Here is a 24,369-nt window from a genome sequence, read left to right on the forward strand (position 1 = left end):
GCTTGCTAAAAAATCCGTGCTGTCTGGCTGCGTATCGGGCATAAGAGATGCTGCTCAACCGGAACGCCTGTCAGTGATTCGGATCAAACCCGACAATCGCTGCACCTCCCCTAAGGACCCGCCCCAATGGCCTCATTGCAACAACGCACTTTCAACGTAATCGCCGCAAAAAAGCATGAGCTGCTTGATAGCTGGACCCGCGAACTGGAAGCCAGTGGCCTGTACCGCAACGTCAAGATCGAAGAGCTTCGCCAACAAACGGCCGAGTTCATCCGTTTACTGATCGAGGGCGCTGGCCAGCTCGAGGCCACCGATCTGCGCAGGACAAACTGGGAAGACATGCGCCAGTTCCTCGAACAGCTGTCGCACAGCCGCGTATTGCTGGGATTCGACTCACAGCAAACCGCCGGTTTCATCTTCTCGTTCAAACGCCCTTTGATGCCAATGATGCAGGCCGAATATGCCGATTCGCCGGCAATGCTGGCCGAACAGCTATGGGCGCTGTCCGAGCTGATCGATGAGCTGGGCCTGCACACGGTGCGCACCTTCCAGAAGTCCCGCGAGGCGGTCATCAAGCGCCAGCAGGAAGAACTGCTCGAGCTCTCCACGCCTGTGGTCAAGCTGTGGGACGGTGTCCTCGCGTTGCCGATGATCGGCACCCTTGACTCGCAACGCACGCAAGTCGTAATGGAGTCGCTGCTGCAGCGCATCGTCGATACCGGTTCGGAAATCGCCATCATCGACATCACCGGCGTACCAACCGTCGACACACTGGTCGCGCAGCACCTGCTGAAAACCGTCACGGCAATTCGCCTGATGGGTGCCGATGCGATCATCAGCGGCGTACGCCCACAGATTGCACAGACCATCGTGCACCTGGGGCTTGACCTTCAGGGTATCGTCACCAAAGCCACCCTGGCCGATGCGCTGGCGCTAGCGCTGCGTCGCTCCGGGCTGACCGTCACTAAGGTCCTGTAATGGAGCGCATCCCAATACTCCGGATGGGCGAGTTCCTGCTCGTGACCATTCAGGTCGATATGCATGACCAACTGGCAATGACGTTGCAGGACGATCTGGCCGAGCGCATCAGTGCGACGTCCGCCAAAGCGGTGCTGATCGACATCTCGGCGCTGGACATGGTCGACTCTTTCATTGGCCGCATGATCAGCTCGATTTCGGGTCTGTCCAGCATCATGGACGCCGAAACCGTGGTGGTCGGCATGCAACCGGCGGTGGCGATCACGCTGGTCGAGCTGGGCCTGACGCTGCAAGGCGTCAGCACGGCACTCAATGTCGAGAAAGGCATGCAGCTGCTGCATAAACGGATGGCCGCTAAATGACCGTGCGCGGCAGCGGCAGCACACCGGTACGGATCGAACAGGACGTGGTGATGGCCCGCCAGGCAGCCCGTAAGCTGGCGCAGGACTGCGGCATGCGCTTGATTGACCAGACCAAGCTGGTTACTGCCGTCAGCGAGTTGGCCCGTAACACCGTCGTGTACGGTGGCGGCGGCGACATGGACTGGGAGATCCTCGACGAAGGCCCGCGTACCGGCATTCGGCTGACCTTTCGTGATCAGGGTCCCGGGATTGCCGATATCAAATTGGCCTTGACCGATGGATGGACCTCTGGCGGCGGCCTAGGCCTGGGGCTGACCGGCGCCAAGCGTTTGGTCGACGACTTCGAGCTCGACAGTACACCCGGCATCGGCACACGCATCAGCATTACCAAATGGTCATGAACATTCAGGGCTCGATGACCACCGTTCTGCCGATTGAAGACGAAAGTCAGGTCGGCCACGCGCGGCGCGTTGCACAATTTTTGGCCGTCGAGTGTGACTTCGATGAGACCGATGCCGGACGCGTGGCGCTTGTTGCGACAGAGCTGGCAACCAATCTGCTCAAACATGCACACCATGGTGCTCTGCACTTGCGTGCGATACCGGCGCAAGGCGGACACGGCCTCGAACTAATCGCCATCGACCGTGGCCCCGGATTCAACCCCACCGAATGCCTGACCGATGGTTTCTCCACTGGCGGCACGCAGGGGACTGGTCTCGGTGCGTTGAAGCGTCAGGCGCAGCTGTTCGATGTTTATTCCGACAGCAGAGGTTCGGTGGTCCTGGCGCAGCTGTACCCTCGCCACGTCTCGGCTCTGCCCCTTCGGTTCGGGGTCAGTCAGCATTCACTGAAGAATGATGCGGCCTGCGGCGACGTTTGGCATCTGGCTGTCGATGGCTCGCGCCTCAGCGCGTTGGTCATCGACGGTATCGGACATGGCGAAGATGCTGAGGCGGCCGGTCTGGCAGGTGCTGCCGCCTTTGCCGAGGCCCCGTTCGCCGACCCGACGAGCAGCATGCTCGACATGCACCAGGCGATGAACGGGACGCGAGGTGGCGCAGCGGCGATCGCCTTGCATGACGCTGGCAAGGTGCGTTTCGCCGGAATCGGTAACATCGGGGCGTGTCTGCTGACTGCTGAAAAGAGTCGCGGCATGGCATCTCATCCTGGCATCGTAGGCTCCCAGTTCCGCAAGGTTGTCGCCTTCGATTACCCCGTCGAGTCCAGACACCTGCTGGTCATGTACAGCGATGGACTACAGTCGCGCTGGGATCTGCGTGACTACCCCGGCCTCACGCATAGACACCCGGCCATTATTGCAGCGCTGTTGCACCGCGACTTCTGTCGTGGGCGCGATGACGTGACCGTTATGGTGATTGCACTGGAGGCAATCGTTGACTGACTCGAACACGAACGACCTCATCGAACAGCTGCGCAGCGAAAACGACCTGCTACGTGCCGAACTCGAGGAAACCAACCAAGGCGTCCTCGCGCTATATGCCGAGCTCGATACCCAGGCCGAGCAGCTGCGACAGGCATCGGATCTGAAAAGCCGTTTTCTCTCGTACATGAGCCATGAATTCCGAACGCCTCTGGGCTCTATTCGCAGCATTACCCGCCTGCTCAGCGATGAGCTGGACGGTCCGCTAAGCCCCGAACAGCACAAGCAGGTCTTGTTCATCAGCGGTGCTGCAGGCGAACTCAGCGACATGGTCGATGACTTGCTCGACTTGGCAAAGATCGAAGCTGGCCGCATCACCATATCGCCCGCCTGGTTCGACATGCTGGACCTGTTCGCCGCCTTGCGCGGAATGTTTCGCCCGATCGTCGATGCCAACGCGGTGGATCTGATTTTTGAAGAGCCGCAGGACATGCCGCGGCTTTACACTGACGATAAGAAGCTCGCGCAGATTATGCGCAACTTCATTTCCAATGCCCTCAAGTTCACCCAAAACGGTGAGGTGCGCATTTCCGCCTGCGCCGAAGGTGACAGCGAAGTTCGCTTCGCCGTGACGGACACAGGCATCGGCATTCCGGAGGACATGCACGGTAACTTGTTCGAAGACTTTGTGCAGATCGATACGCCGCTGCAGAAGCGCCTGCGCGGCACCGGTCTCGGGCTGTCGCTGTGCAAACGTTTCGCCGAACTGCTGGGAGGGCGCGTGGGCGTCGACAGTAAGCCGGGGGTGGGATCAACTTTCTATGTAGTCATCCCCGTGGCGATTTCCACGGAGCGCGCTGATGGATAATAGCCGGCTGCTGATCGTCGATGACAATGCCGCTACGCGCTATGCCATACGTCGCGTACTGGAGCGGCACGGTTACATCGTGCTCGAGGCCGGAACGGGCACCGAAGGCCTGGGGCTGATCGCCGCAGGGGGTCTCGACGCACTGATTCTCGACGTAAATCTACCGGACATGAGCGGCTTCGACATCGTGCGGCAGCTGCGAACCGATGACCGCACGCAGCTGCTGCCGGTCATTCACGTTTCCGCAGCCTCAATCCAGACCGGCGACATCATTACCGGCCTGGACGCAGGGGCCGACGCCTACCTCATCCACCCTGTCGATCCGGACGTGCTTCTGGCGACACTGCGTACGCTGTTGCGGGTGCGCGATACCGAGCATGCGCTGCACGAAAGCGAGGCTCGCTTTCGTGAAATCTTTTCCCAGGTGGCGGCCCCCATCGCGGTGATCGACCCGAACCTGCAGATCCACGAGAGCAACCGAGCGCTGTCCTTGCTGCTAGGTGACCAGCCGGAACCATCGGCGCTTACGGCAAGCCTTGCCGGGGGACAGGACGCTAAGCTGCTGACACTGCGGGCGAGCCTGGCCAGTGGTGCCCGCTGGCACGACACGCTGTTCATGCAGGTTGCTGGGGAGCGGCTTGAAACCAAGTGGCAGGTTTCGCCATACCGGGCCTCCGAGCTGGGGCTGGTCGTTATCGAAGATATTACCGAACAGCGTCAACGCGAGCGCTCGCAACGGCAGCAACTCGACAACGCCACCAACGAGCTTGCCCGCGAGGTCGCCGAGCGTGTGCGCACTGAAGGGCAGCTGATGCAGGCGCAGAAAATGGACGCGCTGGGCAAGTTGACCGGCGGCATTGCGCACGACTTTAACAACCTGCTGACCGGCATCATTACCGGCATTGAGCTGCTCAAGAAGCGCGTGCACGAAGGCCGCACCGATGCCGTCCTGCGTTTTGCCGATACAGCGCTAAATTCGGCTCGCAGTGCCGCCTCGATGACCAACCGGCTGTTGGCTTTCGCCCGCCAGCAACCGCTTGATGCGCGCCCCGCCGACCTCAACGATCAGGTCCGCTCGCTCGAGGAGCTTTTGCAGCGAACCATTGGCGAGCACATATCGCTGAATCTGGAGCTGTCCGAGCAAGGTGCGGTGGCACAGGTCGATGCCAACCAGCTCGAAAGCGCCATCCTCAATCTGGTCATCAATGCGCGCGATGCCCTGCCCCGCGGCGGCAACATCACCATCCGCACCGCAGCGCTGCAGTGTGAGGGCGATGCGGACCTGGCTGACGGAAGCTATGTCGTGCTCACGGTGGAGGATGATGGCATCGGCATTGCGCCCGATGTGCTGGGCAAGGTGTTCGATCCCTTCTTCACGACGAAACCGCTGGGCCAAGGCACCGGTTTGGGATTGTCCTCGATTTACGGTTTTGCCCGGCAGTCCGGGGGCGAAGCCAGACTAAGCAGCGTTGCTGGCGAGGGTACGCAAGTTTCTCTGGTGTTGCCGGCTGCCATTGCTGCGCAAGCGACAACCGCGTTGGTCAAAGACTTGTCGCAAGGCAATGGGGAGCACGTGCTCATCGTCGAGGACATGCCGGCAGTCCGCATGCTGGTGACCGAGATGCTGTGCGAGGCCGGCTACCGCTGCAGTGAAGCCGGCGATGTCGCCACGGCGTTGTCAGTCCTGCGGGATGATGCCACCGTCGACCTGCTTTTGACCGACGTTGGGCTTCCACAAATGTCAGGGCGGGATCTGGCTGACGCAGCGCGAATCCACCGCCCTGCGTTACCGGTGCTGTTCATGACCGGTTACGCTGAAAACGCCGTTCGCCGCGATCGCTTTCTCGCCGCAGGCATGGATATGGTGATCAAGCCATTCCAGATCGGCGAGCTGCTCGACAAAGTGCGCCACATGCTCGATCGGTCGGCAACTTCGCCGGCTGACTGACCAAGCGAAAACCCAGCTGCACTACCCCTTTCTTTTCTGACCCTTGTCGATCGCGATCAAGTCTCCCCAGTCACCGTATTCGTACCAGTCGTCCCCCATCATTTCAGCCGGATGCTGAGTTCTGCCAGCACCATTGCCGCAGGCCAGCGAGTCGGCTGGGCAATAGCGATCACACCCCCAGCAGATGCGCTCGGGATGCGGCGGATTGAGCGGAAATTTCTTGGCCACCACAGACTTCCAGGTTTGCGCGGAAAGAAGCATTCAGGCTAACCAGACCGTCGTTGGCTGAACTTGATCAGGCTCAAAGATGGTCATTTCCAGCAGATAGGTAAGGGTTTGGCAGCGTCCAAACGCGGCCCCTCTGTACCAGTCTGAGTGTCTTTACGGTCTTGCGAGCTGAACCCTGGCCGTGTGGGTAGCTCTACTGAGTCATTACCGCAACGATGCGATTACGCCAGAGGGCCCGTTTTGCCAGAACTTCAGACAATGGGATTGTCGATGAGCGTAGGCCTTTTATTGGTCTGCGCGGTGGTGATTGGCATCGTGGGCACCCGCCTCACACGGGTCGTCGATGAGCTCGCTGACCGCACCGGCATGGGCGAAGCGATGGCCGGCGCCATCCTGCTGGGAATGGCGACCTCGTTGTCAGGGATCGTTCTGTCGGTCACCGCCGCCTGGGAAGGCCGCCCCGAGCTGGCAATGAGTAACGCGCTGGGCGGCATCGCGGTACAGACGCTGTTCCTCACGGTCGCCGACCTCGCCTTGCGGCGGGTCAACCTAGAGCACGCAGCGGCTTCGATCGGCAATCTCATGCAAGGCACGCTGGTGTTGTGCCTGCTGTCGCTGATCCTTGTCGGCTGCTTTTCTCCTGATGTCACCGTCTGGGCTATTCACCCGGTTACCCCACTGCTGCTGCTCGGCTACTTGTATGGCCTGCGCGTGATTGCGAAAGGCCAGAACGAAGCCATGTGGTTTCCAGCGCGTACCCGCGAGACCCGCGAGGACACGCCGGATGAAGAATCGACGGATCGCTCGCTGACGTCACTCTGGGTTCGCTTCGTGATCATGGCTGCAATACTGGGCATCAGCGGCTGGGTACTGGAGGCAGCGGCCAGTGAGATCGCAACGCGAACCTGGCTCAGCGAGGCCGTGGTCGGCGTTCTCCTGACGGCTGTCGTGACGTCGCTGCCGGAGCTGGTCACCTCGGTCGCGGCGGTCAGGCGCGGTGCATTGACCCTGGCCGTAGGTGGCATCATCGGCGGCAACGCCTTCGATACCTTGTTTGTCGCGGCCTCGGATATCGCCTATCGAGACGGCTCTATCTACCACCATATTTCCAACAGCGTGCTGCTATGGGTGGCCCTGTCGATACTGATGACCGGCGTGTTGCTCATGGGCCTGCTACGCCGCGAGAAGCACGGACTGGGCAAGATCGGCTTCGAAAGCGTCACGCTGATCGGCCTGTATTTCGCCGGCGTCGCCATGGTCCTCGCCAAAAGCCAGCTCGGCTGATAGCGGCTTCAGAACAAGCCGAGCTGCTCGTCGATCAGTGCGTTGAAGCTGTCATTCACGAAGGGCAGGATGGCATCGGCCACAGGCTGCAGTTGACGACTCACGTAATGGTCATAGTCGATGGGGGCACGCCGCACTTCGAGCGGCTCCGGCCCAGCCACAGTGATCAGGTAGCTGATCCAGCCGCCGTTCTGGTACTGCCGCTGGCGACCGTTTTGCAGGTTGTAGTCGTCGGCAATACGCGCCGCCCGCACGTGTGGCGGGACGTTGCGCTCGTAGTCATCCAGGCGCCGACGTAAGCGCTTGCGAAAGATCAGCAGCTCGTCCAGCTTCCCCGTCAGGGTGCGCTGAACGTAGCTGCGCACGTACTCCTGATAGGGCTCGCGACTGAAGATGCGCCGATACAACTCCTGCTGAAACTGCTGAGCCAGCGGCGACCAGTCGGTCCGCACCGTTTCCAGCCCTTTGAACACCAGGCCGTCACTGCCATCAGGCCGCGTCACCAGCCCTGCATAGCGCTTTTTGCTGCCCTCCTCCGCGCCTCGGATGGTCGGCATCAGGAAGCGCTTGAAGTGTGTTTCGTATTGCAGTTCCAGCGCGCTGATCAACCCGAACGTTTGCTGCAAATGCTGGCTCCACCAATCATTGATGCGCTGTACCAGTTGCTTGCCGATACGCGCCGCGTCATCGTCATCATGGGCGCGCTTGAGCCAGACGAAGGTGGAGTCGGTATCACCGTAGATCACACTGTACCCCTCTGCCTCGATCAGCTCGCGGGTGCGGCGCATGATCTCGTGGCCGCGCAAGGTTATCGACGAGGCCAGCCGCGAATCGAAAAACCGACAGCCGCTTGAGCCGAGCACGCCGTAGAAAGCATTCATGATGATTTTCAGCGCCTGCGACAGCGGTTTGTTGCCCTCGCGCTTGGCCGACTCGCGCCCTTCCCAGACACGCTCGACAATCGCCGGCAGGCAATGCCGCGTACGCGAGAAACGGGCACCACGAAAGCCAGGCACCGAGTCGCTGTCGTCCGGTTGGCGCATGCCTTCGACCAGTCCCACCGGATCGATCAGAAAGGTGCGGATGATCGAGGGGTAGAGGCTTTTGTAGTCCAGCACCAGCACCGATTCGTACAGGCCCGGCTGCGAATTCATCACGAAGCCGCCGGGGCTGGCCTCTGGTGGTCGCTCACCGGGGTTGGGCGCGACGAAGCCCTGTCGATGCATCAATGGGATGTAAAGGTGCTCGAACGCTGCCACTGAACCTCCGCTGCGGTCGGCTGGCAGCCCTGTGACAGTGGCGCGCTCAAGCAGGAAGGTCAGCAGTTCGGTCTTGTGGAAGATCCGCGTGACCAGCTCGCAATCCTTGAGGTTGTACCGCGCCAGCGCCGGCTTGTCTTCGGCGAACATGCGGTTGATTTCATCCATCCGCTGATAGGGCGTGTCGATGGCTTTGCCTTCTCCGAGCAGCGTTTGCGCGACATTCTCCAGGCTGAACGAAGGAAAACTCCAGGTGGCCGAGCGCAGGGCTTCGATGCCATCGATGATCAGCCGGCCCGCCGCTGCAGCAAAAAAATGGTTGCCTCGGCTGCCGTGCTCACGCCAGACCATCTCTTCCCCGCCGCGCCCCAAGCGCAGCGGCACCTGATAGCGCTGGGCCTGATCACGCAGCACCCGCAGGTCGAACTGCACCAGATTCCAGCCAATGATGGCGTCCGGGTCGTGCAGCGCCATCCAGTCGTTCAGTCGTTCAATCAGCTGTTGGCGGCTGTCACAGTATTCCAGCTGAAAATCCACGGTATCGGCATTGCCGTTAGCGGGCCCGAGCATATAGACCTGGCGCTCTCCGCAGCCTTCCAGCCCTATGGAAAACAGCTCGCCACGCATGGTGGTTTCGATGTCCAGCGAGACCAGCCTGAGTTGCGGTCGATAGCTCGGCGCTGGCTTGATCTGTGCTTCGACCCACACGCCCTCTTCGTTCGGCTGTCCGGTATAGCTGACCGGGGCGGTGATAAAGCGCTCCATCAGGTAACGCTCTGGTGGGCGAATGTCGCCTTCGTAAACATCCAGTCCCGCGTCCCGCAGCCGCTTGTCCAGGTGCATCAACTGACGGTGCTGCTTGCAATACAGCCCGACGACCGGACGGTGGCGGAAATCGATCAGATTCAAGGGCCGCAGCTCAACGTCACGCTCACCCTTGAGCAGCATTTCAACCTTGCGTTGCTGAGCTGCCGGAATGAAGGCGACAGAGGGTTGATACGGCACGCGCAAGCGACGTGGACCGGCATCGGTCGCCAACCAGAACTCGACCTCGGTACCCGCCGCGGTATCGCGCCAGTGCCGAGTGAGCACAAACCCTTGCTGCAGATCCACCGTTCGCCGCCCCACTTATTGCTGTGGCGGTCATTCTACGTGGCTAAGGCCGCGGTGGCGTCGCTGGATGACAATGACAGTTATCGGACAACATGACGATTGAGTAAGTTGAAGGATCACCATTCCAGCCCTAATTCGCTTTGACAATGGCGAAAACGCTGACAATACTCATCGCGGTTGTACGACAACTAGATAAACAATAACAATGGATAAAACCCTCATGACGATCAACTTCAACACGCCACTGACCAGCGACAAGCCAGAAAACGACAGGCGCTCTTTTTTGAAAAGCTCGCTGCTGTTCTCAGCCGGCGTTGCGTCGATGGGCAGCCTCGGCTTTCCCAGGCTTGCCGCGGCTGAACCGCTGACCCAGCGTTACCCGGACGAGCTGGTTGAAATCCTCGACGAGAGTTTTGCCAAGTACCGGTTGTTCAACGCCAGCGTCGAACGTCTCGCCACAGGCATGCGCTGGGCAGAGGGCCCGGTCTGGGTCGGCGACGGGCGCTATCTGCTGGTCAGCGATATTCCGGAAAACCGCATCATGCGTTGGGATGAAATCACCGGCTCCTTCGATGTGTTCCGCCAGCCATCCAACCATTCCAACGGCCTCGCGCGCGACCTTCAGGGCCGGTTGCTGACGTGCGAAGGTTCGACCACCAATGATCTGGGCCGTCGTGTGACCCGCACCGAACCCGACGGCAGCATCACTGTGCTGGCTGACCAGTTCGACGGCAAGCGCTTCAACTCGCCCAATGACCTGGCAGTTCGCGGCGACGGCTCGATCTGGTTTACCGACCCGCCTTTCCAGACCGGCAACTATTACGAGGGCCACAAGGTTCAGACTGAGCTGTCGGATGCCGTTTACCGTATCGACGGTGAAACCGGCGCCGTGACCCGCGTAATCGATTCAATATCCGGGCCTAATGGGCTGTGCTTCTCTCCTGATCAGAAGACGCTCTATGTTGTGGAAGGGCGCGCCAAACCGAACCGACTGGTCTGGGCCTACCCGGTCAAGGATGACAACACTCTTGGCGAACGCCGCAAGCACATCGAAGCCTCGGCCTATGGCGCACTGGACGGCATCAAATGCGACGAGGACGGCAATCTGTGGTGTGGCTGGGGCAGCTCAGGCGCGCCGGAAGCCGTGACCGCCGACCTAGATGGCGTGATGATTTTCAACCCGGCGGGCAAGGCGATCGGCAAGATCCGGTTGCCGGAACGCTGTGCCAATCTGTGCTTCGGCGGCGCCAAAGGCAACCGCCTGTTCATGGCGGGCAGCCATTCGCTGTATGCGCTCTATGTCAACACGCGTGATGCGAGCTTCGGCAAGTACGGCAGCTGACCAGGCTCCGGTCCTTTCCTCCAAGCCCAGCTTCCCTTCGCAGCGAGCTCTTTCGTGAAGCACTGCCACCCCAGGCTCACAGCATTCGCGAGCAAGCTCTCTCCAACAGGTTGGCGCGACCCGAACGCTCCAATCGCTCAAGCGACCGACGCATCCTCGCCGAGGTGAATCACCCGGGCCGCGCGCAGCATGCACTTGGTCATTTCGGGTGGTGAAAACTTGGTCAGGATGTCGTTGGCACCAGCAGCCTTGGCTTTGTCGGTGCTGATGGTGCTGTCCAGCGAGGTATGCAGCAGCACATAGATCGAAGCGTAGTCCGGGTGCTTGCGCAGTGCCTGGGTGAAGGAATAGCCATCCATTTCGGGCATCTCGATGTCCGACACCACGCAATTGATCGCCTCGTAGCCGCCCTTGAGACTATCGAGTGTTTCGAACGCTTCACGGGCACTTCGCACCGCATGGCAGGTGATGCCCATCTTGGTCAGCGCGGACACCGACATGTGGATGGCCACTTGGCTGTCATCAACGATCAAGGCACGGGTTTCGGTGAGCAGTTGCGCATCCTGGTCATCCAGATGAGAAATGTCGGCCTCACCGGGCACAGGGGCGATGTTGTGAATGACCTTTTCCACGTCGAGGATCTGGATCAGCTCACCATCCACTTCCGCCGTTCCGGTAATGAACGAGCTGGCGCGTGCGCCATAGGGCGGTGGGAGGATTTTCGACGTCTGGATATGCACGATCTTGACCACCGCCTGGACATGCAAGCCCTGTTTGGAACGGCTGATCTCGGTGACGATCAGGCAGCCCCCTTTGGGGTCCTGCAACGGCGCCATGCCGATCGCCAGGCTGAGGTCGATCACCGACAACGGCTGTCCGCGCAGCGTAGCGACGCCGCGGACATGGGGATGCGACTCGGGCAGCCGCGTCAGCGACGGCGTCGGAATGATTTCGCTGACCTTCAACAGGTTGATCGCCATCTGCTTGCCACTGCGCAGCGTGAACAGCAGAAGCGATAAGGCGTCGGTAGCGGATGCGTTGTTCATGGATGGTCCTGTGGAAAGCCGGTCTCGTGCCGAGTGGTCACCTCGCTAGAGCCTTGTCGGCTGCTGCGCGCAAATCTTCAATGGAATCGGCGCGGGCCAGACGAGTTGCCGCCGCGCCGCCGGATTCAGCAGCGCTCGAAGACCGCCGCGATACCCTGCCCGCCACCGATACACATGGTCACCAGCGCGTAGCGGCCCTGAACGCGCTGCAGTTCATGGATCGCCTTGACCGTGATGATCGAGCCGGTCGCGCCCACCGGATGACCGAGGGAAATACCCGAACCGTTAGGATTGACCCGCGCCGGGTCCATGCCCAGCTCCTGCATGACCGCGCAGGCCTGGGCAGCGAAGGCTTCGTTGGCTTCGATCACGTCAATCTGATCGAGGCTGATTCCGGTGCGCTCCAGCACCTTGCGCACGGCGGGCACCGGGCCGATGCCCATGTACGCCGGGGCCACGCCCGCATGGGCATACCCAACCAGCCTAGCCATGGGCTTGAGCCCCAGCGCTCGCGCCCGTCCGGCTTCAGCCAGCACCAGCGCAGCAGCACCATCATTGAGGCCGGAGGCGTTACCGGCCGTCACGCTGCCGTTATCTTTCTTGAAGATCGGCTTCAACGCCGCGAGGCGCTCGGCGGTCAGGTCCGCGCGCGGGTGCTCGTCGGTATCGAACAGCACACTGCCTTTTCGGGTGGTGACTTCCACCGGAACGATCTGCTCGCGAAAGCGGCCACTTTCGATTGCACGCACGGCGCGCTGCTGACTTTCCAGGGCCAGCGCATCCTGCTGTGCGCGGTTGATGCCATAACGCTCGGCCACGTTTTCGGCGGTGACGCCCATATGGAACTTGCCCCAAGGATCGTGCAACAGGTTGTTCATGTAGTCGATTGCCTGACTGTCACCAAGGCGCGCGCCCCAGCGCAGGTTCGGCAGGATGAACGGGCCGCGGCTCATGCTTTCCGCGCCGCCGCCAATGGCCACATCGGTGTCACCCAGCAGGATTGACTGAGCCGCCGAAATAACCGCTTGCAAGCCCGAGCCGCACAGGCGGTTAACGTTGAACGCTGGGGTTTCCAACGGGATACCGGCATCCACCGCAGCGACCCGCGCCAGGTAGCCGTCCCGTGGTTCAGTGGGGATCACATTGCCCATCACCACGTGACCAACGGCGTCCGCTGGCGTGCCGGAACGCTCAAGCGCACCGCGACAGGCGGTGGTCGCGAGGGTGATCAGGTCGACTTCTTTTAGCGCACCGCCAAAGGAGCCAATCGGCGTGCGCACTGCACCGACAATCACGATTTCACGTTCAGCCATGGGTTGCTCTCTGCTGCAAGGTTCGGGGCATGCCGGGGGACGCGACACGGCGAGTCGCCCGATCCTAGCGGCCTGATCCAGGAGAACAATACTCAGCAACGCAGACGCGCTGTGCGAATTTGCAGAACCGAGCGGTCAGCTAAAAGCGGCGATCAGCAGGCGGGGGCACGCGGCACCATGGCATCACTGGCGATCAGCCCGCTCTGCGCCTGTCGGGCCGCTTTCTCGGCTCGCTTGCGCGCGCTGATGCTTGCTACACATTGGTCATCGTTGTTGAGGATGACGATGCACTCCAGACACTGGATGCACTCGTCATAGTCGATACGCCCATCTCGCTTGATGGCGCCGATCTCGCACTGATGCTTGCAGTGCTGACAGGGCTGGCCGCACGCGTCGATGCGTTTGAGCCAGGAAAACAGGTGGAACTTGCCGAGCATCGCCAGCCCCGCGCCCAGCGGACAGACGTAGCGGCAATAGAGCTTGTGCACGAACAGACCAAGCCCGAGCAGAACCACTGCATAAAGCACAAACGGCCAGGAGCGCACGAAGAACAGTGTGATGCTGGTCTTGAACGGCTCGACTTCGGCAAGCCTCTCGGCCAGCGTCAGTGAATAGAAGGCGGTTGGCACCAGACCGATGAGGATCAGGTACTTAAACCACTGCAAGCGCTGATGGCTGCGGTCGGAGATTTTCCATTGGCGGATGTGCAAGCGCTTGGCCAACCAACCGAGCATTTCCTGCAGCGCGCCAAACGGACAGAGCCATCCGCAGAATACGCCACGGCCCCAGATGAACAGGCTGGCAAAGGTAAAGCTCCAGAGGATGAAGATCACCGGGTCCATCAGGAACACTCGGATATCGAAGTTCTCCCCCAGCGCCAACAGCAGGGTGAAGATGTTCACCACCGAGAGCTGACCCTGGGCATAGAGACCGATAAACACCAGGGTGAACAACAGAAATCCCGCGCGGAACAGATGGAAGCCACGGCTGTGCTGGCTGATGCGGTGCTGCCAGATAAACACCCCGCTCAGCAGGATCAGCGACACACCAAGCACGCCGATCTGCCACACGCGCTCCTGCCACATGCGCAACCAGATGGGCGTCGGCTCGACTGCAGCCTGCACCTCTTCGATGTTGAACAGCGCCTGGTTGAGCTGAAAGTCACGGGTGAAGTCCGTGCTGCTTTGCACCAGATGGTTGCGCTGCAGGTTCACGTTCAGGCGCAATCCGGCAGGCTCGGCTGGATTGAACGCGCTATGTGCCTTGATGCGGAAGATCTGCGCCTCGCCCTCTTCAAGCGGTGCGTCGACCAGCTCCATCACCGCGCCGTTGTTGAAGTTCATGTCGTAGAGGTCGATGGCGTGACCGTTCTGCATCAATACCAGTCGGCTGGGCGATGTGGCAGGCACGAAGTCGTCTGGCACATGGCGGTAAATGCCCGAAGAGAGCACCAGCACAGCCTGCTCGTCGGCTTTCAGCTCCTCGTTGAGCCTGGCGAATCCTGCGTCACCCAACAGGTTGCGACCGATGCTTGGCGCGTTCAGGTACGCGAAGTAGAGGTCGGTGAAGGCCTGGGTATCGCTCTCCGGCTCGATACCCTGGTAACCATCAATGGAATGGCCCAAGCCACGTTCGACCTCATCGCGGCTGATCGTCCAGTGCTGAAGATAGCCACGCTGCAGCAGCTCTGACCAGTCGAGCGGTTCATAAAGGTCAGGCTTGGCCGTGGCCAAGGGACCACTGGCGAACCCTTCGAGCAGCTTGCGAGCAACGCTCAGGGCGGAGAGCAACACGGTTTCGTTGAGGATCACCACCGACACGGTTGCCTTGCTCACCCCGTCGATTCGGACAATCGACTCACTGGCGCTGGCCCCTCCCTGTGAACCGCCCACCACAATGGGTATGCCGATCGATTTCTGTTGGTACTGATCAACGAAGTCGAACAGAGGTTGTTCGCCCAGCCCGTGCAGGAAAACCGGCTCGTGATGTTCAAGCACCTTCACCCCGGCCAGCACGCCCTGAGTGTCCATGCCGATCAGCAGACGGATCGGCTTGCCGGAAAACCCCTGCAGATTCGAATAGTCGGTGGACTCGAAGGCATAACCGAGCAGTTCGTCCAACTGGTAGACACTGTGCACCGGCGGATCGTCTTGCTTTGGCTCGATGCGCGTCGCTTTGGGAAACAGCTGCTGGATCTGCGCGTCCAACTCCTGCGCAAACAGCGTCGGGCAGGCCAGCAGGCTCAACAGCAACAACAGGCGCGAAAAGAAGCTGGCGCGACGTGTCATGGATGCTCCAGTCGTATTGTTATACGGCCATGCTATCCCCCACTCGACACACCGCCATGCGACTTGCTGGTTGATACGGCGCTACTTCAGTCGCATACCCCAACCCACAGCAGCCGATGTCGCGCCTGTCGCACGCACTCACCTTGACGGAACGATGCACGCCAACTGCGGGCCCAAGCTACACAACCCATAGGGAGGCCCAGCGATGACCAAGGCAGTCAAACCGGACGCCGAAGCACCCTACTTCGAAGCCCCGGCTCATATACCCAGCGGCAGCAACCATCAGATTCCCCACAGCCATCGGCTGGTCTACCGCGATCACGACGTAATCGTGCACCTCACCGGGTATGAGTACGAAACCTTTGGCGAGACGCTGTGGGCCGTAGGCGCTGAAGTGGTGAAAGATCTGGAAATCGTCGTCCCGGTGAGCGTCGACCAGACACAACACTTCAGCAGCTATGACGAAGCCTTGGCACACGGCACCGAGCTGGGCCAGAGCCTGGTCGACGAGCTCTAGCACTCAACACCTGAACAGCCCTGCCGCCTAACTGCGGCCAGACCAACCGGAGATTCAATTCAATGAACGACAACAACGCAGTCGTGCGTCACGACGAGCCCCAGCACTGCTATGTCCTCGCCGTTGGCGGCGAGGCGCTAGGTGTCGCCAGCTATGAAGACGACGGTGATCGCCGGGTATTCAGTCATACCGAGGTCGACCCAAGCCTGGAGGGTCAGGGCATGGGCAGCAAGTTGATTCGCGAATCGCTCGATGACACCCGCCAGAGTGGCAAGCGCATCGTGCCGGTATGCGAGTTTGTCGCGGCGTACGTGAAAAAGCACCACGACTGGGACGACATTATCGAGGCGCGATAAAAGCACGCCGAGGGGGCAGGCATTTATCGCTGAGGCGAGTACCATGCCGGCCCCGAACCGAAGCGCTCCGCATGACCTGTACCCATCGCAAGATCGATCACCTTCGCCGCCAGATTCCGGGTTTAGCCTGCGAATCCGGCTGCCACGATTGTTGCGGACCGGTCACCGCGTCCTCGGAAGAGATGGCCCGCTTGCCGTACAAGAGCGTTGCCGAGCATGACGCCGCCCTGGCCCACTGGAATTGCGTGCACCTGGGGCCAAACGGCTGCGAGGCCTATGAGCAGCGACCGCTGATCTGTCGACTGTTCGGCACCACCGCCAGCCTGCCCTGCCCGCGCGGCCGCGGCCCGGAAAATCCCACGGCCCCCGACGTGGAAAAGCAGGTGCATCAGCTGATTGCCAGCACGCGCCAGGTGCTGGTCTAGCAACGAAGACAAAAAACTCTAAGAGAGACACGATGAGCAACGAACTGCGGATCGAAGACATCCAGCTTGGCGACGGCAAGGCCGTGGTCAAAGGCGCCCTGATCACCACGCAATACCGCGGCCAGCTCGAAGACGGCCGCGTGTTCGATTCGTCCTATGATCGCGGCAAGCCGTTCCAATGCTTGATCGGCACCGGCCGAGTGATAAAGGGCTGGGACCAGGGATTGATGGGCATGAAAGTCGGTGGCAAACGCAGACTTTTCGTTCCCGCCCACCTCGCCTATGGCGAACGGCAGGTAGGTGAACACATCACGCCGAACTCGAACCTGCTGTTCGAGATAGAGCTGTTGGAAGTGCTGACCCGTGACGACTGAACACCATGGGTAATGCCCGAAAATACCAACCCGACAGCCGCCCGCTGAAGGGTTGAATAGAGAGCGGCCTGTTCCGACAACCGCTCCACAAACAGACGCTCTTCCCACCGATGACGGCTGTAGCCAGGGCAACAGTCGTCATCGGCTTCAGGCGTGGGCGGGCTGTCCGCTAGCCGCGGTGGTCGATGAGGGGCGGCCGATCGAATCGCTCACCACGTCACCCAGCATGTCGGCGGTAATCGCGCACAGCGTCCAGCCAAGGTGGCCATGGCCGGTGTTGTAGAACACGCAGGGCGCACTGCCGCGGCCGACCTTGGGCATCATGTTGGGCATCATCGGTCGAAGGCCGGCCCAAGGGACCACGCTCTGGGTGCTGACCCCAGGGAAGCACTCGGCCACCCAGTCCACCAGCGGACGAATACGATCGGCGCGGATGTCGCGGTTATAGCCATTGAACTCGGCAGTACCGGCTACCCGTAGACGGCTGTCACCCAAGCGGCTGGTGACCAGCTTGGTTTCGTCATCCAGCAAGCTGACGGTAGGCGCCGAGGCGCGACTGGTATCGTCATTGAGATTGACTGTGATCGAGTAGCCCTTCACCGGATAGATGTTGACCCGGTCGCCCAGTTGCGCCGCCAGCGCACGGCTGGCAGTACCGGCACAGATCACCACGCCATCGAAGGTTTCGGATTCGTCTCCACCTGGCGTAGCGAGCGTCACCTTTGCTTGGCGGCCGTTAGTCGACACGCCCTTCACTTCCTGACCGTAACGGCATTCAACACCCAAACGTATGGCCGCCGCCGCAAGGCCGTTGGTGAACATGTGGATGTCGCCGGTGGAATCACACTCGGTGTAGTAGCCACCGTAGTATTTCCCTGCCAGCGTTGGTTCAATCGCACGCATCTCGTCGGGTGTCACGCTACGCCGGGGTAGCCCGCCTTGTGCCAATAAGCTGGATACCTGGCCGGCATGGTCGAAACCGGACTTGTCACGGTAGATGTGCAGGATGCCGGCCTTTTTCAGGTCGAAATCGATGCCCTCTTCCTCGGCCCAGGCGAACAGGTGCTCGCGGGCGGCGATAGCCATGCGAGCCGTTTCGATGGTGTTCTGGCGGTATTGCGGAATAGAGCCGATGAACTCGGCGAACCAGGACAGCTTGTGCCAACTGGGTTTGGGGTTGACCAGCAGCGGCGCGTCGCTCTTGAGCATCCACTTGATGCCCTTGAGGATGGTTGACCAGTGATTCCAGACCTCGGCGTTGGAGGCGGACAATTGGCCGCCGTTGGCGAACGAGGTTTCCATCGCCGCGTAGCGATGTTTTTCCAACAGCGTGACGGCGAAACCGCGCTTGGCCAGTGCGTAGGCCGTAGTGATGCCGGTGATACCGCCACCAATGACAGCGATCGTTTTCATGCTTATAGCTCCAGAACGTCAAGGGGTCAGAGCCCGTCCACACTATGCGGATCAGGCGCCCCCTCTGTTCTGGACCTGAGAGTTTCACGAGCATGGCCGCTCGCTTGCTCCTTCGGTGCGACGGGCGACGATGGCCCGGCGGCTCTTCAGAGTTCACCCGTGATAACGGTCCTTTTGCCTGAGAGTTTCCGGGGCGGTTGCTCCTTCGGCGCTGCACACGGCCAAGCCGCTGCAGTCTCTCCCGATATCACTTCATCGCCATGAACATGTGCTCACGGCAGTCTTATCACAAGCACAATGCGCGCCAATAAACACTGACACGCCGTGGCTGGGCGCCGCCACTTGAAGACGACTGATACCGCACCGCCACAGTTCACAGGCGATGCGCGTTGCAAGCCGATGCTCGTTTCTAGCGCAGAAATCGAGACAGAAGATAGTCCTCAACAGGCCGAACCTCAACCGCCCACGAGGGCAATCAACCGACTCAGGTCCACGGGTTTGGTCATATGTATGTCGAAACCTGCTTCCAAGGCCTGCTCGCGATCGCTCGGCTGGCCCCACCCGGTGATGGCGATCAATCGCACACTGGCACCGCTGGGATGGGCACGGATCGTCCGCGCCACCTCGTCACCCCGTTGCCCTGGCATGCCTATGTCCAGCACAACCACCTCCGGTTTGAGCTGAAGGTAACGCTCGAAGGCTTCGATGCCATCAAACGCCAGGTGCACTTCGTGCCCCTCTAGCCGCAAGATCTCGGCCATGGTTTCGGCAATGTCCTGGTTATCGTCGGCAACCAGAACGAGCCGCTTGTTCAGCGTGACGCTTTCGTTGAGATCACGGCTTGCGCCGGCGGTATTGGCAGACAGAATCGGCAGGGACAGGCTGAACTCCGCGCCGTGGCCGAGCCCTTCGCTGCGCACCCGTAGGTCTGCTCCGTGAAGCTTCGCCAGTCCTTTGGCCAATGCCAGGCCGATGCCGAGGCCGGAGTTGATGTGCGACCCGACGACCGGCACCTGAGCGAACCTTTCGAATATCAATTTGAGATTTTCATGCGCAATACCCACACCGTTGTCAATGACCGAGACCCTGGCGTTTTCGCCATCCCGAGCCGCAGTGATGCGAATGCAACCGCCATTGGGAGTGAATTTCGCGGCGTTGTTGAGCAGATTGGTCAGGATCTGCTCGAGGCGAAGCGGATCGGCTTCCAGCAGGATGGGCGTGGCAGGCAGCTTCACGACCAACTCGTGATGTTTCGCCTCGATCTTCTCCCGGGCAGTATCCACGGCCGCTTCGATAACGTTGCGCAGGTCCAGTTGCTCCTTTCGTAAGGTCAGCTTGCCAAGCGTGATACGGGAGATGTCGAACAGGTCGTCGAGCAGCAACGCCATGTGCCGTACCTGGCGTTCGATGATTTGCTGGCTACGCAGCTTTTGCACATCGCTGGCCGCTGCAGAACCGAAAATGCCGACAGCCAGACGAATCGGAGCCAGCGGGTTACGCAGCTCATGGGCGAGGGTTGCAAGGAATTCATCCTTACGTCGCGCGGATTCACGAATCTCCAGCTCATGCTGCTTGGCCTCGGATACGTCAGCGAACCATACGGCCAGGCGCTGATCGAATGGCGTCGCGATCACCCGCACCCAACGTTCGCTATCGTTCGCCGTGCTGAGAAGTTCCAAATCGCGCGGTTGCTGAAACCGCGCTACCTCCAGCAAGACTTCCAACGCTTGCGGATTGGCCGCGTCACCAAGCACCTCGCTTAACCGCCGCCCAGTCAGTTCGGTGACTGTCCCGCGCAGGCTGGTCGCGCCGGTGAGGTTAATGAAATCGATGCAGAAGTCATCCACATCGCCCATTGCGTTCCGATGGGGAGACAGCACTGTAAAAGGCACAGTGGACGAATCCAGCGCCACCTGCAGGCGCTGCTCGAACATCCCCGCCTTGGTCTGTGCCCGCGCCCGGTCGATGAACACGGCGGCCATGCCCGCTAACACATCGGCCAGTCGAATCTCCCGTTCCGTCGGCGATCGCGCCTCTTTGAGCTGCACCGTAAGCGTGCCCAGTACGCTGTTGTCACTGTGCCGAATTGGTGTGCTGTGAACCGAGCGAAATCCTTCGCTGCGGGAAACGGAGACAAATTCGCTGAAGCGGGGGTCGGCTTCGGTATCGGACACCACCACCCGCGTCCCTTGTTGCACCGCTGTGCCACAGGCACCCAAGCCAGGCTGCACATCATCCATGAGCGCCAACGAAGCCACCGAAAACCCCCTCGAGGCATGAATGCGCAAGGGCGCCGCGCCGTCGCTGAGCGCCAGCAGGCCATGCGCGGCGCCGTGCAGCTTGCACAAGACGTCGATGATCGCTTGCAACTGGTCATCCAGAGCAGGCATCTGCAGCAGGCGATTACTTAGGTCGTGCACCAACTCCAGGTCGCTGACCTGCTGGGTCAGATCCTGCTGCGCCAGTTCCAGCCGCGACAGCATGCTGTCGCGCTCGGCCTCACTCGACAGCCGTGCCTGCGCGGCGCTTTCCAGCGCACGCCCGACTTCACGGATCTCTTCGATCTCGCTATCGGGCGCCTGAAAGGCCTCTCCCTGGCCGATAGCCTGGGCCGCTCGCCGCAAATGCCTCATCGGGACGTTGATTCGCCGTGTAGCGAACAGTGCCGCAGCCACCGCGAACACCAGTGACAGCAGCAACCCGCCGCCATAGACTGTATAGGCACGCGCCGCGCCGGCTTCGACAATCTCGGTGGGTACGCCGGTTGCCACTATCCACCCGGACGGCTGCAATCTTACAAAAGAGGTGTAGACCGAATTGCCCTCCATGGTTCTGGAGAGGCCAATCCCTTCTTCGCCTGCGTTCTCCTGCAAAATGGCCGCCAGTGTGGGTGAAGCCGGCAACCCGAGCGTCTCTTCGTGGTGCAGCGATCGCGCGATACGCGTTCCGTTGGAGTCCAGCACGGTGTTGACCCAACCGGTCGGCAGCCTCCGATTCGCAATCACATCAGCCACAGCTTGCGGCTTGAGGACAGCGGTCAATACGTACTGAACCACGTCGCCTTGCTGGACCGGCACACGCAGCGGGACACCCCAGACACCGCCAGGCCCCTGGCTCATGCTACCCACCTGAGGTTTGCCCGTCCTAATCAGCTCGGTGAAGCTGCGCGGCTCGGCGATGGTTCTGGAAGCTGGAGGATTGTGCAGCGACACTCGCCTTAGCACCTCGCCTTCCGGACTCAGGATCAGCAAGGCATACCAGCTGGGCACCGACGGCAACACGCGGCGAACCACATCGACAAACCCATCGATATTGCCATCATCCAGAAGTGGCGACTGCGACAACGTCTGGAGCACATTGAGCGACCGGCTCAATTCGACCTCCACGGCGGTCGCGGCAAGGCGTGTCGCTTCAAGACTGCGCTGCTTGGCCAGCTCTGTCTGTTCGGAGACGATCAAGAGCATACCCAGCCCCGCGACCAGGGCCAGCGGCAGAATCCCCGCCAATGCGATGGTCAATAGACGGCTGCGTAACGGTACTGACCGTCCGAATTTGGCTCCCGTTGACTGATTCAAAATATCGTGTCCTTTGGCGCCCAGACGGATCAGCCGCGAAATATTTCTGCCGAAACGGGTACAGCATGGGACGCAGCGCGGTAGCTTAAGCGATCAGTTGATGGCGCGCACTGAATTGGAAAACCGGGTGCCAAACAGGTTCCATCTCCCCTCTGGGGGTGCGCTGTCATGCAGTACCCCAGCGGAAGCGCCCAACATTCAGAATTGGGAAGGAACCAGACCCATGCTTGAACTTTGCCCAGGCTGTGAATGTAGCAACGTCGATCTACCCCCTCAGTCGGAGCATGTGCTGATCTGCTTTTCGAGTGCACGTTTTGGGCGAGTTGCGCGTCCTCGGTCACGCCCTTCCTCTGGCATTACCGCATTGCCCGACGTCACTCGTCTCGGATGCATGTCAGCAAGGCATTCAGTGTTGAATCACCGTATTCGCCGCTCATCGTAAGCGCACGGCGCCCTTCAGGCGCAATGATGGTGATCGGCGTGCTATCCAGGCCAGGCGAGGCTTCGGTTTCGCCGGGGTGGAGCTGGCACGCTACTTTGAAGCGCTCGTGATTGGTGATCAGAACCTGAACCAGCCCGGACTCGATACCAGGGCCGGGGTCGGTCTCCAGCTCACTGACCTCGACATCGACCCGCAAGTCATTCAGCTCACGTTCAAGATGCAGCGGCTCAGCCATGGCCACCGCAGGTACTAGCAATAATCCCAAGGTCAGGGACGGATTCATGGAAGCCTCCAGAGCGTGGTTCAAACCATATTGAGCCACTACTGGGCCGGGGAGTTCGCGACCAACGCTGCGAAGACTGGCCTCACGCTCGATCCACCTCCCAAGTGCAAGAAGGCCCGCACATGGCGGGCCTCCTGGTCCTGCTTGATGACCGCTTACTTTGGCAGCTTGAAGGTAATGAAGCTGGCGCGACCTTCACGCAGTACTCGCATCGAAACAGAGCGGTTCTTCGGCAGATCCTTGACCACCTGGGTGAACTGCTTGACCGAATCGATCGCTTCGTTGTTCAGGTGAGTGATGACGTCACCCGGGCGCAGGCCGATCATCGCTGCAGGGCCCTGGCTGATGTCGCGAATCACCACGCCGCCAGAGATCTCCAGCGCCTGACGCTGCGCATCGGTCAGTTCGGCGACCGAAACGCCGAGGCGATTGGCGCTCTGCGTGTTGGCACCCGAGCCATCGGCCAAAGCCACGACGTCACCGTCTTCCGGCAGCGCACCGATGCTGATGTTCAACGTCTTGCGCTGGCCATCACGCACCACTTCCAGCTTGGCTTTGCTACCGGGTTTCATCGCGCCAACCAGATGCGGCAGATCACCGGACATATCGATCGACTTGCCGTCGACGCTCAGGATCACGTCGCCTACTTTCAGTCCGCCCTTCGCTGCAGGTCCACCATCCATCACCTGCGCAACGAGCGCACCAGCGGGACGATCAAGCCCGAACGACTCGGCCAGATCCTTGTTCACTTCCTGGATGACTACGCCAAGCCAACCGCGACTGACCTTGCCGTCATCGCGCAGCTGATTGGCCACGTCCATGGCAACATCGATCGGGATCGCAAACGACAGCCCCATGAACCCACCGGAACGGGTGAAGATCTGCGAGTTGATGCCTACAACTTCGCCTTCAAGGTTGAACAGCGGGCCGCCGGAGTTACCTGGGTTGATTGCCACGTCGGTCTGGATGAAAGGCACGTAGCTCTCGTTCGGCAGGCTGCGACCTTTGGCGCTGACCACGCCAGCAGTCACCGTATGGTCGAACCCGAAGGGCGAGCCAATCGCGACCACCCACTCCCCTGCTTTCAGCTCTTCGGAGCTTCCAATCTTGACGGTCGGCAGGCCGTCACCTTCGATTTTCAGCAAGGCCACGTCGCTGCGCGGGTCAGCACCCACCAGCTTGGCTTGCATCTCGCTGCGATCCGGCAGGCGAACCATGATCTCGTCCGCGTCGGCTACAACGTGGTTGTTGGTCAGAACATAGCCGTCTTCGGAAATGATGAAGCCCGAACCCAGCGATTGAGCTTCACGACGACGCTCGGGTTGCTGAGGCATCCCACGCTCGAAAAACTCGCGGAACATAGGCGGGATGCCCTCAAGATCAGGCATCTGTGCCTGCGCGTTGCCGCGCATCGGCTGCTTCTGCTTGGTGCTGATGTTCACCACTGCGGGCGAAGCATCCTCGACCAGAGGTGTGAAGTCCGGCAGGTCAGCGTGGGCAATGAGCGTCTGTCCACACAACGCCACGCCGGCCACGGCAGCCAGGAAGTTTCTACGAAGAATCATAGTGACGGG

At 60.7% G+C, this 24,369-nt stretch carries 21 protein-coding genes and 2 riboswitches; of the genes, 12 read left to right on the forward strand and 9 right to left on the reverse strand.

Going from position 1 to position 24,369, the window contains the following annotated elements; all coding sequences use genetic code 11:
* Nucleotides 1-126 precede the first annotated feature (126 nt).
* From AAGW23_RS12505 to AAGW23_RS12530, 6 genes are read left to right on the forward strand one after another with little or no spacing between them, the layout of a single operon-like run.
* Nucleotides 127-978, forward strand: a complete 852-nt coding sequence (locus tag AAGW23_RS12505; protein WP_342406809.1) for an STAS domain-containing protein — start codon at nucleotides 127-129, stop codon at nucleotides 976-978.
* Nucleotides 978-1,340, forward strand: a complete 363-nt coding sequence (locus tag AAGW23_RS12510; RefSeq protein ID WP_342406810.1) for an STAS domain-containing protein — start codon at nucleotides 978-980, stop codon at nucleotides 1,338-1,340. The genes AAGW23_RS12505 and AAGW23_RS12510 overlap by 1 nt, the downstream gene beginning before the upstream one ends.
* Nucleotides 1,337-1,741, forward strand: a complete 405-nt coding sequence (locus tag AAGW23_RS12515; protein WP_342406811.1) for an anti-sigma regulatory factor — start codon at nucleotides 1,337-1,339, stop codon at nucleotides 1,739-1,741. Before AAGW23_RS12510 ends, AAGW23_RS12515 begins: the two co-directional genes overlap by 4 nt.
* Entirely contained in the window at nucleotides 1,738-2,742 is a 1,005-nt protein-coding gene (locus AAGW23_RS12520; RefSeq protein ID WP_342406929.1) for an ATP-binding protein, read from the forward strand. Before AAGW23_RS12515 ends, AAGW23_RS12520 begins: the two co-directional genes overlap by 4 nt.
* Nucleotides 2,735-3,589 (forward strand): sensor histidine kinase, encoded by an 855-nt coding sequence (locus AAGW23_RS12525; RefSeq protein ID WP_342406812.1) that lies wholly within the window; start codon nucleotides 2,735-2,737, stop codon nucleotides 3,587-3,589. Before AAGW23_RS12520 ends, AAGW23_RS12525 begins: the two co-directional genes overlap by 8 nt.
* Nucleotides 3,582-5,537, forward strand: coding sequence for a response regulator (locus AAGW23_RS12530; RefSeq protein WP_425540829.1), 1,956 nt, complete (start codon nucleotides 3,582-3,584; stop codon nucleotides 5,535-5,537). The genes AAGW23_RS12525 and AAGW23_RS12530 overlap by 8 nt, the downstream gene beginning before the upstream one ends.
* A gap of 21 nt (nucleotides 5,538-5,558) precedes the next feature.
* Here the strand turns inward: AAGW23_RS12530 and AAGW23_RS12535 are convergent, their stop codons facing one another.
* On the reverse strand, nucleotides 5,559-5,765 hold the full coding sequence (locus AAGW23_RS12535; RefSeq protein ID WP_342406813.1) for a DUF3079 domain-containing protein: 207 nt from the start codon (nucleotides 5,763-5,765) through the stop codon (nucleotides 5,559-5,561).
* Between the two features lie 270 nt (nucleotides 5,766-6,035).
* Here AAGW23_RS12535 and AAGW23_RS12540 point away from each other — a divergent pair, with 270 nt between their 5' ends.
* Nucleotides 6,036-7,049, forward strand: coding sequence for a sodium:calcium antiporter (locus AAGW23_RS12540; RefSeq protein WP_342406814.1), 1,014 nt, complete (start codon nucleotides 6,036-6,038; stop codon nucleotides 7,047-7,049).
* Between the two features lie 8 nt (nucleotides 7,050-7,057).
* On the opposite strand, the gene AAGW23_RS12545 is transcribed toward AAGW23_RS12540, so the two are convergent.
* Nucleotides 7,058-9,421 carry a DNA polymerase II gene (locus tag AAGW23_RS12545; protein ID WP_342406815.1) on the reverse strand — a complete coding sequence of 788 codons (2,364 nt, stop codon included), beginning with the start codon at nucleotides 9,419-9,421 and terminating at the stop codon, nucleotides 7,058-7,060.
* A 220-nt stretch (nucleotides 9,422-9,641) separates the two neighbouring features.
* Here AAGW23_RS12545 and AAGW23_RS12550 point away from each other — a divergent pair, with 220 nt between their 5' ends.
* Nucleotides 9,642-10,763 carry an SMP-30/gluconolactonase/LRE family protein gene (locus tag AAGW23_RS12550; RefSeq protein ID WP_342406816.1) on the forward strand — a complete coding sequence of 374 codons (1,122 nt, stop codon included), beginning with the start codon at nucleotides 9,642-9,644 and terminating at the stop codon, nucleotides 10,761-10,763.
* Between the two features lie 137 nt (nucleotides 10,764-10,900).
* On the opposite strand, the gene AAGW23_RS12555 is transcribed toward AAGW23_RS12550, so the two are convergent.
* From AAGW23_RS12555 to AAGW23_RS12565, 3 genes are all read right to left on the reverse strand, one after another.
* Complete coding sequence (locus AAGW23_RS12555) at nucleotides 10,901-11,809, reverse strand: chemotaxis protein CheV (protein WP_102836382.1); 909 nt, start codon at nucleotides 11,807-11,809, stop codon at nucleotides 10,901-10,903.
* A gap of 125 nt (nucleotides 11,810-11,934) precedes the next feature.
* The gene (locus AAGW23_RS12560) at nucleotides 11,935-13,122 is read right to left on the reverse strand and encodes an acetyl-CoA C-acyltransferase family protein (protein ID WP_342406817.1); all 1,188 of its coding nucleotides are present in this window, start codon (nucleotides 13,120-13,122) and stop codon (nucleotides 11,935-11,937) included.
* Between the two features lie 152 nt (nucleotides 13,123-13,274).
* Entirely contained in the window at nucleotides 13,275-15,410 is a 2,136-nt protein-coding gene (locus tag AAGW23_RS12565; RefSeq protein WP_342406818.1) for a 4Fe-4S binding protein, read from the reverse strand.
* A 205-nt stretch (nucleotides 15,411-15,615) separates the two neighbouring features.
* Between AAGW23_RS12565 and AAGW23_RS12570 the strand changes: the two genes are divergently transcribed.
* From AAGW23_RS12570 to AAGW23_RS12585, 4 genes are all read left to right on the forward strand, one after another.
* Entirely contained in the window at nucleotides 15,616-15,927 is a 312-nt protein-coding gene (locus AAGW23_RS12570) for a hypothetical protein (RefSeq protein ID WP_342406819.1), read from the forward strand.
* A gap of 62 nt (nucleotides 15,928-15,989) precedes the next feature.
* A complete protein-coding gene (locus AAGW23_RS12575) occupies nucleotides 15,990-16,283 on the forward strand; it encodes a GNAT family N-acetyltransferase (RefSeq protein ID WP_342406820.1) in 294 nt (97 codons plus the stop codon).
* Between the two features lie 71 nt (nucleotides 16,284-16,354).
* Nucleotides 16,355-16,708, forward strand: coding sequence for a YkgJ family cysteine cluster protein (locus AAGW23_RS12580; RefSeq protein WP_342406821.1), 354 nt, complete (start codon nucleotides 16,355-16,357; stop codon nucleotides 16,706-16,708).
* A 32-nt stretch (nucleotides 16,709-16,740) separates the two neighbouring features.
* Nucleotides 16,741-17,082, forward strand: a complete 342-nt coding sequence (locus AAGW23_RS12585) for an FKBP-type peptidyl-prolyl cis-trans isomerase (RefSeq protein ID WP_342406822.1) — start codon at nucleotides 16,741-16,743, stop codon at nucleotides 17,080-17,082.
* A 147-nt stretch (nucleotides 17,083-17,229) separates the two neighbouring features.
* On the opposite strand, the gene AAGW23_RS12590 is transcribed toward AAGW23_RS12585, so the two are convergent.
* The 4 genes from AAGW23_RS12590 to AAGW23_RS12605 all read right to left on the reverse strand — a co-directional run bounded on the left by AAGW23_RS12590 (nucleotide 17,230) and on the right by AAGW23_RS12605 (nucleotide 24,360).
* Nucleotides 17,230-18,495 carry a D-amino acid dehydrogenase gene (locus AAGW23_RS12590; protein ID WP_342406823.1) on the reverse strand — a complete coding sequence of 422 codons (1,266 nt, stop codon included), beginning with the start codon at nucleotides 18,493-18,495 and terminating at the stop codon, nucleotides 17,230-17,232.
* Between the two features lie 62 nt (nucleotides 18,496-18,557).
* Nucleotides 18,558-18,647, reverse strand: a riboswitch (glycine riboswitch).
* A 4-nt stretch (nucleotides 18,648-18,651) separates the two neighbouring features.
* A riboswitch (glycine riboswitch) is annotated at nucleotides 18,652-18,749 on the reverse strand.
* Between the two features lie 201 nt (nucleotides 18,750-18,950).
* Nucleotides 18,951-22,070 carry an ATP-binding protein gene (locus tag AAGW23_RS12595; protein WP_342406824.1) on the reverse strand — a complete coding sequence of 1,040 codons (3,120 nt, stop codon included), beginning with the start codon at nucleotides 22,068-22,070 and terminating at the stop codon, nucleotides 18,951-18,953.
* Between the two features lie 374 nt (nucleotides 22,071-22,444).
* Nucleotides 22,445-22,795, reverse strand: coding sequence for a hypothetical protein (locus AAGW23_RS12600; RefSeq protein WP_102836373.1), 351 nt, complete (start codon nucleotides 22,793-22,795; stop codon nucleotides 22,445-22,447).
* 155 nt (nucleotides 22,796-22,950) lie between these two features.
* Nucleotides 22,951-24,360 (reverse strand): DegQ family serine endoprotease, encoded by a 1,410-nt coding sequence (locus AAGW23_RS12605; protein WP_342406825.1) that lies wholly within the window; start codon nucleotides 24,358-24,360, stop codon nucleotides 22,951-22,953.
* Between the last annotated feature and the right edge of the window lie 9 nt (nucleotides 24,361-24,369).

This window comes from Stutzerimonas chloritidismutans (assembly GCF_038562055.1).
In the GTDB taxonomy this organism is placed as follows: domain Bacteria; phylum Pseudomonadota; class Gammaproteobacteria; order Pseudomonadales; family Pseudomonadaceae; genus Stutzerimonas; species Stutzerimonas chloritidismutans_A.

Excerpts from the sequence above, each read along its gene's own strand:
- AAGW23_RS12505 (WP_342406809.1), top strand. The coding sequence starts at position 127 with ATGGCCTCATTGCAACAACGCACTTTCAACGTAATCGCCGCAAAAAAG.
- AAGW23_RS12510 (WP_342406810.1), top strand. The coding sequence starts at position 978 with ATGGAGCGCATCCCAATACTCCGGATGGGCGAGTTCCTGCTCGTGACC.
- AAGW23_RS12515 (WP_342406811.1), top strand. The coding sequence starts at position 1,337 with ATGACCGTGCGCGGCAGCGGCAGCACACCGGTACGGATCGAACAGGAC.
- AAGW23_RS12520 (WP_342406929.1), top strand. The coding sequence starts at position 1,738 with ATGAACATTCAGGGCTCGATGACCACCGTTCTGCCGATTGAAGACGAA.
- AAGW23_RS12530 (WP_425540829.1), top strand. The coding sequence starts at position 3,582 with ATGGATAATAGCCGGCTGCTGATCGTCGATGACAATGCCGCTACGCGC.
- AAGW23_RS12540 (WP_342406814.1), top strand. The coding sequence starts at position 6,036 with ATGAGCGTAGGCCTTTTATTGGTCTGCGCGGTGGTGATTGGCATCGTG.
- AAGW23_RS12550 (WP_342406816.1), top strand. The coding sequence starts at position 9,642 with ATGACGATCAACTTCAACACGCCACTGACCAGCGACAAGCCAGAAAAC.
- AAGW23_RS12555 (WP_102836382.1), bottom strand. The coding sequence starts at position 11,809 with ATGAACAACGCATCCGCTACCGACGCCTTATCGCTTCTGCTGTTCACG.
- AAGW23_RS12560 (WP_342406817.1), bottom strand. The coding sequence starts at position 13,122 with ATGGCTGAACGTGAAATCGTGATTGTCGGTGCAGTGCGCACGCCGATT.
- AAGW23_RS12565 (WP_342406818.1), bottom strand. The coding sequence starts at position 15,410 with ATGACACGTCGCGCCAGCTTCTTTTCGCGCCTGTTGTTGCTGTTGAGC.
- AAGW23_RS12570 (WP_342406819.1), top strand. The coding sequence starts at position 15,616 with ATGACCAAGGCAGTCAAACCGGACGCCGAAGCACCCTACTTCGAAGCC.
- AAGW23_RS12575 (WP_342406820.1), top strand. The coding sequence starts at position 15,990 with ATGAACGACAACAACGCAGTCGTGCGTCACGACGAGCCCCAGCACTGC.
- AAGW23_RS12580 (WP_342406821.1), top strand. The coding sequence starts at position 16,355 with ATGACCTGTACCCATCGCAAGATCGATCACCTTCGCCGCCAGATTCCG.
- AAGW23_RS12585 (WP_342406822.1), top strand. The coding sequence starts at position 16,741 with ATGAGCAACGAACTGCGGATCGAAGACATCCAGCTTGGCGACGGCAAG.
- AAGW23_RS12590 (WP_342406823.1), bottom strand. The coding sequence starts at position 18,495 with ATGAAAACGATCGCTGTCATTGGTGGCGGTATCACCGGCATCACTACG.
- AAGW23_RS12600 (WP_102836373.1), bottom strand. The coding sequence starts at position 22,795 with ATGAATCCGTCCCTGACCTTGGGATTATTGCTAGTACCTGCGGTGGCC.
- AAGW23_RS12605 (WP_342406825.1), bottom strand. The coding sequence starts at position 24,360 with ATGATTCTTCGTAGAAACTTCCTGGCTGCCGTGGCCGGCGTGGCGTTG.